The 10737-nt window shown below is 40.5% G+C and carries 9 protein-coding genes; 5 read left to right on the top strand and 4 right to left on the bottom strand.

The window, feature by feature from the left end:
- Positions 1-185 precede the first annotated feature (185 nt).
- A complete protein-coding gene (cobA, locus tag AC805_RS04340; RefSeq protein WP_055074276.1) occupies positions 186-1742 on the bottom strand; it encodes a uroporphyrinogen-III C-methyltransferase in 1557 nt (518 codons plus the stop codon).
- Between the two features lie 182 nt (positions 1743-1924).
- Between cobA and AC805_RS04335 the strand changes: the two genes are divergently transcribed.
- Genes AC805_RS04335 through AC805_RS04325 form a run of 3 tightly spaced genes read left to right on the top strand, consistent with a single transcriptional unit; the run spans position 1925 to position 5249 of the window.
- Positions 1925-3151: a DUF262 domain-containing protein gene (locus AC805_RS04335; protein ID WP_082429395.1), complete on the top strand. Its 1227-nt coding sequence runs from the start codon at positions 1925-1927 to the stop codon at positions 3149-3151.
- A 34-nt stretch (positions 3152-3185) separates the two neighbouring features.
- A complete protein-coding gene (locus tag AC805_RS04330) occupies positions 3186-4295 on the top strand; it encodes a DUF3696 domain-containing protein (protein ID WP_055074275.1) in 1110 nt (369 codons plus the stop codon).
- A 3-nt stretch (positions 4296-4298) separates the two neighbouring features.
- Positions 4299-5249 carry a hypothetical protein gene (locus tag AC805_RS04325; RefSeq protein ID WP_055074274.1) on the top strand — a complete coding sequence of 317 codons (951 nt, stop codon included), beginning with the start codon at positions 4299-4301 and terminating at the stop codon, positions 5247-5249.
- Positions 5250-5253: 4 nt separating this feature from the next.
- Here the strand turns inward: AC805_RS04325 and rlmN are convergent, their stop codons facing one another.
- Positions 5254-6321 carry a 23S rRNA (adenine(2503)-C(2))-methyltransferase RlmN gene (gene rlmN / locus AC805_RS04320; protein WP_055074273.1) on the bottom strand — a complete coding sequence of 356 codons (1068 nt, stop codon included), beginning with the start codon at positions 6319-6321 and terminating at the stop codon, positions 5254-5256.
- A gap of 154 nt (positions 6322-6475) precedes the next feature.
- Here rlmN and AC805_RS04315 point away from each other — a divergent pair, with 154 nt between their 5' ends.
- Complete coding sequence (locus tag AC805_RS04315; RefSeq protein WP_055074272.1) at positions 6476-7483, top strand: metallophosphoesterase; 1008 nt, start codon at positions 6476-6478, stop codon at positions 7481-7483.
- A gap of 94 nt (positions 7484-7577) precedes the next feature.
- Positions 7578-8330 carry a GvpL/GvpF family gas vesicle protein gene (locus AC805_RS04310; RefSeq protein ID WP_055074271.1) on the top strand — a complete coding sequence of 251 codons (753 nt, stop codon included), beginning with the start codon at positions 7578-7580 and terminating at the stop codon, positions 8328-8330.
- Between the two features lie 117 nt (positions 8331-8447).
- Here the strand turns inward: AC805_RS04310 and AC805_RS04305 are convergent, their stop codons facing one another.
- Together AC805_RS04305 and AC805_RS04300 are read right to left on the bottom strand one after the other, a co-directional pair.
- Positions 8448-9554 (bottom strand): glycosyltransferase family 1 protein, encoded by a 1107-nt coding sequence (locus tag AC805_RS04305; protein WP_055074270.1) that lies wholly within the window; start codon positions 9552-9554, stop codon positions 8448-8450.
- Positions 9555-9557: 3 nt separating this feature from the next.
- Positions 9558-10715 (bottom strand): glycosyltransferase family 1 protein, encoded by a 1158-nt coding sequence (locus AC805_RS04300; protein WP_055074269.1) that lies wholly within the window; start codon positions 10713-10715, stop codon positions 9558-9560.
- Positions 10716-10737 lie beyond the last annotated feature (22 nt).

Genomic DNA, 10737 nt, shown 5'->3' with positions numbered 1-10737 from the left:
TATAGCTACCGCCAACTGTATCAGGACATAAAACCCAAGATCGTGTTGTCGCGATCCGTGCGGCAACCCGATCTTGGGTTTTAATTCTGTCCTAACAAGACTGGCGGTAGCTATAGATCCTGCTTGTCATACTATGAAAAGACCACCTAAAAGAGAGAGGCGGCGCAAAGCGCCGCCTCTCTCTTTTAGGTTTTAAGTTTTTGCGCGATCGCCTCCGCCAGTCCATCTAGGGTATATTCCTCAGCTTCACAATCGACACGCCCCAACAACTCATAACAAGTGCTAGAAGTCTGAGGACCAATGGAGGCAATTTTTACCGAGGCTAGCCAAGATTGCCAAGTTTCCCGACTGGTAACCCGATCTAATAGCAAACAAAAATGTCTCACCGTCTTCGAGCTGGCAAAGGCGATCGCATCTAGATCTTGATTTTGAATGGCTTCTAAAGCCAAGGGATCGATCGCTTCAGGACATCCCGACTCGTAGGCAGCGATCGCCTCGACCACTGCCCCATGCTGCTGCAACTGCTCCACCAAAATCTCGCGCCCACCCGATTCAACACGCGGAAATAACAACCTTTTGCCTGTTAAAACATGATTGCCCGTCAGAAAAGCATCGATCAAGGAATCAGCAATAAAATCTACGGGTACTAAATCGGGCGTAATTCCATAATTTGCGAGAACTTCGGCTGTTTTGCGCCCTACTACGGCTACTTTAAGGGAATGTAAAGCACGACTATCTTTACCAGATTTTTGCAAACGCCCAAAAAAGCTCTCCACCGCATTTGCGGAAGTCAAAATCAACCAATCATAATGGGCGAGATCGGCGATCGCGCGATCGAGCATTTCCCAACTGGTCGGCGGCAAAATCGCTAAAGTAGGCATCTCGATCGCCTTTGCACCAAGACCGATCAGCAAATCCGTAAACTGACTAGCCTGCCCCGCAGACCTCGTTACTAAAATAGTTTTCCCTTGCAACGCAAAATTTTCCTTTTCTGGACTCTGCTCAAAATTTTCCAACGATCGCTCGCCCTGCATCGACAATTGCTCATGAAACTTTACGACTTCACCAATAACGATCACCGCAGGCGATAGGGAGCCATCTGGCAATTTGGATTGAATGTCCGCCAGAGTCCCCGTCCATACCTGCTGTGCGGTTCTTCCACACCAGCGCACGATCGCCATTGGGGTATCCGCCGATTTGCCTCCCTGTAATTTTGCCAATAATCTCGCCAGATTATTGGTTCCCATCAAAATTACCAGCGTCGGGATTTGAGCGATCGCCTCCCAAGGCAACCGCTCCAAATCATGCCCCGTCATCACCGCAAAGCAAGAACTCGCTTCCACTTCCGTTAGCGGAATCCCCGCTAGCATTGGCGCAGCGATCGCACTAGAAATCCCTGCCACGACTTCCCATTCACAATTTGCATCTTGTAAAGCAAGTATCTCAGGTAGCGATCGCCCAAATATCCAAGGATCGCCACTTTTGAGCCTCACCACACGCTTACCTTTTAAGCAATATTCCACCAACATTTGGTTGATTTCGGTCTGTTTGACGCTCTCCTGTCCGCCCCGTTTACCCGCAATAATGCGATCGCATTTCTCTGGAGCCAGATCTAATAAAGTGCGATCGACCAGTGCATCACTAATAATTATTTCAGCAGTACATATCAAATCCCTAGCGCGAACCGTCAGAAACTCCAAGCCGCCAATTCCTGCCCCAACTATAAAAACTTTACCTTTCATTTTTCGGTTATTATGTTTAAGACTGAATATGCTGTCAATACTAGTTAATACTAAGCAATATTTGTACACACCTAAAAATTATTGTTCAGTTTAATTTATACTCATATCAAATCTCTATTCTGAATCAATATAATATTCTATTAAATCTAGTAAGTTACTATTTGTAATGAGGAGTAATTGCCATGAGTACAATCAAAAATCAACAGCAGGAAAATAGTGACAGTTACAAACAACATCTAATTTTTGAGAATGAAAGTTTAGATATTGAAATAGAAAAAGAGATAGAACAAGAAATTATTGAGCCATTTGATCCTACTAAAATTAAGATTGATGCTAGGCAAATAACAATTGATTTAGTTCTTAATAGAATTAGATATAAAGAAATTGAGCTTTCTCCTGACTTTCAACGTGATTCTAATATTTGGAACCATACTGCCAAAAGTCGTTTAATTGAATCAATGCTTATTCGCATACCATTACCAGCATTTTATATAGACGCAACAGATGAAGATAAATGGAAAGTTATAGATGGTCAACAACGTTTAATGACTATTAAACATTTTGTTTTGGGTAGAGATGATAATAATGAATCCGAACAAAAGGATAAAGACATATTTAAATTATCTAATTTAGAATTTCTTACTCAGCTTAATGGTAAGTCTTATGATGAAATACCAAGAAATTATCAGCGCAGAATTGGTGAAACACAAATCACCATGTATTTAATCGAAAAGGGAACTCCAGAAAAATTAAAATTCAACATCTTCAAGCGAATTAATACTGGTGGACTACCTTTATCAGCCCAAGAAATTCGTCATGCAATCAATCAAGGAGTATCGACAAAATTTCTTGAAAAACTTGTAAAAATAGAAGCATTTAAAAAAGCTACAGCAAACTCTGTTCGAGATGAAAGGATGGCAGCCCGTGAGATAGTTTTGAGATTTTTAGCATTTAAGATTACTCCTTTTTTAAAGTATGGAGCTATAGATGATACTCATGATGGAGCTACCGATCTTGACACCTTTCTAAACAATGCTATGAAGGCAATGAATAAGATGTCACAAATTGAGATTGATAATCTTGAACGTGATTTCCTGAAGTCAATGTCCGCTGCAATAGATATATTTGATAACGAAGCATTTCGTAAACGTTCAGATAGAAATGCTAGAAAAATGCCTTTTAATAAGGCTCTTTTTGAGTCTTGGTCTGTAAATCTAAGTTCTTTAAGTTATGAACAAATTGAAATATTAAAAAACAAAAAAGATATTCTTATAGATGAATTCATTAAATTGAATGGAGATCGAAGCTTTATTGATTCTATCTCTGGGGGTACGGGATCTATAGGAAGAGTTAAATATCGTTTCAGCAAAATCAAAGAATTAATTGATAAAGTTTTGTATAATAAATAGAATCAAAATTGACTTTATATACTATGAGTTGAACATGATTGATATTGTAGAATTAATTAATTTCAAATGTTTTGAAAAGCAGATCTTAAAATTAGGAAATATAACACTTTTGACAGGGCTTAATAGCTCTGGAAAATCTTCTTTTATACAGTCTTTATTACTATTACGCCAATCATATTTCCAAGGACTTCTTCCTGATTCTGGCTTAGCGCTTAATGGTGATTTAGTTGCTATCGGTACTGCACAAGATGCACTATTTGAAGGTGCAGTAGAAGATCAAATTGGCTTTAAAGTTAATTGGCAAGATGGCAAAGAGGGTGAATGGCTATTTAATTACGACAGAGTATCTGATGTTCTGAGCGTAAAATCAAAACCTACTACCCCTGAAATTTATAATACGAGCCTCTTTAATAACTCTTTTCAATACCTTACCGCAGAAAGAATTGGTCCTCGTCCATTTTTTGAAACTTCAGAATTTCAAGTGCGGCAACTTAGACAAATTGGTACTAAAGGAGAATATGCAGCACATTTTTTGTCAGTTTATAGAGATGAAAATATCCCCAACAATGCCCTTAGTCACCCAAAAGCTGAATCCTATAGCTTAATCGAACAGGTCAGAGCTTGGATGGGAGAGGTTAGTCCGGGGACAAGGATTGAAAGAAAATTGAGTCCCGATATGGGTTTAGTTAGTTTGCAATATTCCTATGGACTGAGCAACCCCTATCGAGCAACTAATGTCGGCTTTGGAATTACCTATACATTACCAATCCTTATCGCTATATTATCCGCACCAGTAGGTACACTCGTCCTTCTCGAAAATCCAGAGGCGCATCTTCATCCTCAAGGACAAGCAATGATGGGAAACTTATTGGCTCTGGCTGCTAATTGTGGCATACAAGTTGTCCTAGAAACCCACAGCGATCATGTGCTAAATGGCGTTAGGCTTGCAGTACACGCAGGCAAAATCAAACCAGAGGAAGTTTGTTTACATTTCTTTCAACGCATTGAACAAAATGATCAAGCCTCTACCCAGGTCTCATCACCTCGAATCGATCGAAATGGTCGTATTGATCAATGGCCAGATGGCTTTTTTGATGAATGGGACAAAAGCTTAGATGCACTATTGGAGCCTGCACAGGGGTAAAGCATGGCTCTAAATATAGTCTTAAACGAGTTGTCTGCAGAAACTCCTGCGCCAAATATATCCATCGCTCGGCTATGGATGTCTAACCTAATGCAAACTGTGCGATCTATAAATGCTGCGGCTAAAAGTCGAGCTACTCTAATAACACAATATGATTTTCACTTAACTTTATTAGCATCTGACTATACTTTGCGTCGATGGTTAAATGACATTGAGGTGGATAAGGAAGAACGGCGATTTATTAGATCCCTTATTACAAAAGCTCCATTTTCTAAAGGTGTACCAGATTCCGATGAAGTCCAATTACTTGAAAATAATAGAGGTTCTTGTGAATTTCGATATCAGGATAAACCCGCGATCGGACTTGGCGTTGCTTACCTACTAGATATTATTTCAGTAAGTTTACTCTCAGAAATCTGTTGGGATTGCAGTTACTTAGATTTAGATGTTATCTCTATTGATGAAGATGATAAAAAAATAAAAATTGTTCATGCAAGTCGTAAAGAACACCTACAAGATCACGTTGACTGGTTTAAGAATCGTATTCATAGCAGCATTGATGGGCAAGCCTTATGGGATCAAAAAGATGATTTATTTCCAAATCTACACTTTTGTAGTTCTGTAAAAAATCAGCTACAAAGTTTATCGATTGGTAATTTGATGCTTTCTCCAGTGAAAAAAAGATTATTTGAGTTGCAAAAATATTCAGAAAGTTGGACAGAAGGCAATTTTGATGCAAAAAAGCTAAGTAAAACTACTCCTGAAAGTGAAGCTACGCTCCAAAAATATTCACAAGAACATACTTTTACCTGTCCCGACGGAGAAAACCGCATTTTTAGTTGGCATGTTCGACTTACTCCTTTAGCTTGGCGTATCTATTTTTATCCTGAACAGCCAAGGAAGATACTCATTGGGTATATTGGCGAGCATCTACCTACTGTTAAATTCAATTAAAGATCTATTTCGCTAAAGCCTTTTCATGTTGACCGCGCAACTGTCCACAAGCTGCGTCAGCCTCTAGACCTCTTGTCCGACGCACGCTTACAGCAATTTTATGGTCTTCTAAGATCTGGACAAAGGTTTGAATTGCCCTCTCGCTGGGGCGTTTGTAATCGGCATCGGATACGGGATTATAGGGGATCAGATTGACGTGACTTTGGAAACCACGAATCAAATAGGCGAGTTCCTGCGCTTGCTCTGCAGAGTCATTCACCCCTGCCAGTAGCGTATATTCAAAGCTAATTCTGCGCCCAGTGATCTCTACATATTCGCGACAATCATCCATGAGGGCGATCAGGGGATAGCGATCGGCGGAGGGAATTACTTGGGCGCGAACTTCCTGCGTGGGGGCATGGAGGCTGACCGCCAGAGTGACTTGCAAATGTTCTTCCGCAAATCGAGGAATTTGATTGGGAATGCCGACCGTAGAAACGGTGATATTCCGCTGACCGATGCCAATATCTTTGTTGATGACCCCGATCGCTCCAACTAAATTTTCATAATTGAGCAGGGGTTCACCCATGCCCATGAACACGATATGGCTGACGCGCTGCTGCATTACTTCCTGTACGGTCAGTACTTGGTCGATGATTTCATGCTTGGCTAAGTTGCGCCGAAATCCACCTTTACCCGTGGCACAAAAGTCACAAGCCATCGGACAGCCCACTTGAGTGGAGACGCAGACCGTCAAGCGCTTACTGGTAGGGATACCAACGGTTTCGACAATTTCGCCATCGGCTAGTTTTAAGAGAAATTTCTCCGTCCCGTCGCGAGTTTGTTTGTGAAGATAAATCTGCGATCGCCCAATTTCCACGGTTGGGTTTTGCGCAAATTCTTCGCGCCATGCCTTCGGAAAAACCGTAATATCGTCAAGACTCCGCGCCCCTTTTTCATACAGCCACGCATGAAGCTGCTTACCGCGATAACTGGGTTGCCCCTGCGAAACTACCCATTCCGTGAGTTCGGATTGCGATCGCCCCAATAGTGGTAGGACTTTTGAAGAAGCAGGAATTGGATTGGCAGTCATAGCAGCATAGCAAATGGGACGAATATACAGATCTTACCCACAAATCACTATCGTTGCTATAACTTATAGAGATTGCCCCCTCCAACATTGCCCCCTCCAACATCATCGGATCGGAAATAATTAGAATTAAATTAGGGTTTATGGAAAGAAATTTATGAAACGCCGTCAACTTTTATTTACTTTTGGTGGGGCTTTATTAGGAATCCCCATTATTGGTTCTCTAATTTACGATGCGATCGCCAAATCAAAAACGCAAAACCAAACCTCCTACGAACCAGCCGCAACCAAAGCGCCTGTGGCGAAAGCGGCAAGTATCGCTGATGCAAAAGTAAATGCAGAAGTAAATTCAGGCGCAGAAATGACCCTAGAAACCACCGAGGAGCCATTACTGCGCTTTGCCGCGATCGCCGACAATGGCTTTGGTAGCGCCGATCAGATGGCTGTTGCTAAGTCCATGTGGGAAACCTATCAACAAAAGCCCTATGCCTTTGTGTTAATGGCAGGTGACAATATCTACTCCTATGGGGAAATCAAATTAGCCAAGGCTTATTTTGAAGACCCCTATGCCCCATTGCTCAAAGAAAACGTAAAATTTTATGCCGTGCTGGGCAATCACGATATTGCCAAGACTAATAACGGACTCGATCAGATTAATTACAAGCCTTTTAACATGAGCGATCGCTACTACACTTTCACCAAAGGTGAAGTTGCGGAGGGAACCGTAGAATTTTTTGCGATCGATACCAATAGCAATGCCGATTGGGAAACGCAGCTTGCTTGGCTCGATCTCCAATTAACCAAGAGTAAAGCACCTTGGAAAATTGTCTATGGGCATCACCCCCTTTATTCATCGGGCAGACATGGCAGCGACCCCAAACTAGCCGCCAAACTCGCACCTCTATTCGCCAAACACAAAGTGCCTATATATCTCTGCGGACATGATCACGGGTATGAGCGGTTCAACCCGATCGATGGCACGACCTACATTGTCAATGGTGGCGGCGGCGCACCTTTATATAAATTTACAGGATTACCTCAAACCGCCTTTGTGAGTTCCCAGCATAGCTTCATGACCTTTGATGTCTATCAAGATAAAATCATCACCAAAGCGATCGCTACCGATGGCAAAGTCTTTGATCGCGCGATCATCACTAAGGTTTAGCGATAATTCACCACTAGCATCCCAGCCATAGTTACCTTGAGGGCAAAGCACCGCCAAGCTTAGAATAGATATCCTTAACTAATCTGTTAATCCCATGAGTTTATATCTGTACGCAATTTTGCAAGCTGAAAATCTGGATCTCATTCAAAATCTCGATCTCCAAGGTATGAATGCTCAATCCGTCCAGTTTCATGCCCTCCCCCCCTTTGCAATCGCCTACAGTGAAGCCCAACAAGAACGCTATCTAGCCAGTCGCGCCAACCTCATCACCCATGAAACCGTTTTAGAATCGCTGATGAAAGTGATCGATCCACATCAAGCCGTTCCCCTCCCCTTACAGTTTGGGCTAGTGGTAGAAAACTGGGAAGATGTTCAACGCGACCTGCTCATCCCTTACGAAACCAAGCTCAAGGAGCTAATTCACAACCTAATTGGCAAGCGGGAGGTAAGCGTCAAATTATTTTGGAATCAAACCGAAGAATTAAACCTTGCTGTTGCCGAAAATGCGGGCTTGCGCCAAAGGCGCGAAGCTTTAGTGGGTAAGGTCTTGAGCATGGATGAGGCGATCGCGATCGGTCAAGAACTAGAATCCGCGATCGAAGAACGCCAACAAGTAATTATCACAGCCTTCTTAAATACCCTTAAACCCCTATCCCATGAATATGCTGAAGGCGAACTACTCACAGAAAGCATGATTTATAACGGCTCTTTCCTCATCGATTGGGACAAAGAGCCCGAATTTGCCGCTGCCGTTGAAGCCCTCGATCGACAATTTGAAAACCGCCTCAGAATTCGCTACAACGATTTCACGGCTCCCTACAACTTTGTCAAGGTAGATCGAGATTAGATCGAGATTCGCGCATTAAGTAGCTAGGCATAATTAAAAACCAAAACCAGAGAGCATACCGCCCGCTATGCGGGCGGTATGCTCTTCTAGGTTTTAAGTTTACTTATACCTAGCTACTTACAAAAACCTTTTTAGTACTTCTACGGTTGCTTTTCCCGTCTTTTCCCAACTAAATTGAGTAGCCCTTTGTAATCCCAGTTGTGAAAGATGCGATCGCAGTCCCGTATCATTAGCGATCGCCTGCATCGCATCGGTAATTTCCGCCACGTTATAAGGATCGATCAAAATCCCTGCATCTCCTGCAACTTCGGGCAAAGATGACAGATTAGAAGTAATCACTGGTGTCCCACAAGCCATTGCTTCAATAACGGGTAACCCAAATCCCTCCCACAGTGATGGAAATACTAAAGCGATCGCACCACTAATAATTTTAGGCAAATCATCGTAAGGCACATAGTCGAGAAATTTCACCTGATTGGTAATACCTAATGCTTGGATTTGTTTTTTTAATCTGGGAGTATAGCGATTATCCGAAGGGCCAGCCAACCAAAGTTGACATTCAAGATTAGATGGCACATTAGCAAATGCAGAAATGAGACGGCTCAGGTTTTTATAAGGATCATGTCTACCAATATATAAAAAGTATGGAAATCGAGTATTAAATCCATCAGCAATTACAGAGCGAAAGTGATTTGAATCATAAGCTAAAAGAATAGGAGTAATCTTATTAGATGGAATATGACAAAATTTAATAATATCCTCAGCAGTAGATTGAGAATTACAAATAATATGTTCTGATTGTTTTAAGACTTGAGGAACATAATATCGATGGTAGGGAGTGAGAGGTGAAAATCTTTTGGGGAAACGTAGGGGAATGAAATCATGCACCATCACCACACTAGAACAATTAGAAAATAACGGAGCTTCGGGAATGGGTGAAAATAAAAGTTTAGACTTTAATTTCCTGTAAATTATTGGCAACTGAAATTGTGTCCAAATCAACCTATTCAAATGCCCTTTTGTCCCTTTTTCAGAGGTTAAGTTATCAGGGATTAAATAAGATTCAAATCCAGAGTGAATTTCAGAACTTAGTAGAACAGGTGAAATAGATTTTAGATAGGGAAAAACATTTTTGGTATAGTTACTTATCCCTGTTGATTTAAATAGAACATTTGACAAGTTAACTATCAATCTATCGCAAGAAATATTCTCTTTACTAATCATGAATCAGATAATACTTTTATAGGCTTTTAACGTTTCTTTTGCGGTATTGTCCCAAGAGAATAAATTGGCTTGAGCTTTACCTTTACTAATTAAACTTTCCTTTAGTTGGCGATCGCTAATTACCTTTAGTATGGCTTCAGCAATTTGCATAAAATCATTCGGATTAATAAGGATAGCCGCATTTCCAGCAACTTCAGGTATTGAAGAATTATCCGAAGTTATAACTGGAGCACCAAGGGTCATCGCTTCTAATATAGGCAAACCAAACCCCTCATAATGAGAAGGATATACAAAAACATCTGCCCTTGAGTAAAAAATCGCTACTAATTCGTCAGCTAAGTAGTCAAGATGAAATATTTCATTTGTATAAGATGAGCTTTGAATATCTTTTAATATTGATTCGTACTTCCAACCTTTTTTGCCAATTAATACTAACTGGTGGTCAATTTTATGATTTTTTTTAAGCAAGTTAAAGGCATAAATAATATTATTAATATTTTTTCTAGGCTCAAATGTACCAACAAATAGTATGTAAGGCTTAGTGAAGTCATAGCCTATATTTTCTTTTAATATATCAAGAACTTCATCCTTTACATAGTTATTACGATAACGACTAGCTAACGGCGTAACGTATATTTTTTCGGGCTTTACATCTAAATATTTAATAATATCTCGTTTAGAACTTTCAGAAACTGTGATTATTAAATCCGTCCAACCAATACAATGCTTAACACGTTCAGAATAGTTTTTAGTAATTGAACTCACAAAATCTGGGTATTTGATAAAAGCTAAGTCATGAATAGTCATTACTTTTAAACTTTTAGAACAGGGGTAAACTACATGATCTAATCCATGCAAAATATCAGGGAAACCAAAGGCCCTTTCAAAGTAAGGAATAATCGGATTAGGAAATCTAGAAAGGAAACTGGAAATAGTAACAGGAATGGGAAGCTTATATATTTTGGTATCTAAATTTAAAAATTTTGGTGCCTTAGCTTTAAATCTCAACCATTCTTTTAATCTTGGCTGATAGACGACACTCATAAGAAAATTATCTTGATCTTGTAAATTATACAAAGCATAAATCAAGTTTTTAGCGTATAGACCAATGCCACTAGGCTGACTGGTCAGTGATGTGCCATCTATTGCAATTTTTAGCATCTATAGCAGTCCTAAATCATTT

The sequence above is a fragment of the Pseudanabaena sp. 'Roaring Creek' genome, from assembly GCF_001402795.1.
GTDB lineage: Bacteria > Cyanobacteriota > Cyanobacteriia > Pseudanabaenales > Pseudanabaenaceae > Pseudanabaena.
This window is presented reverse-complemented; position numbering and strand designations above follow the sequence as displayed.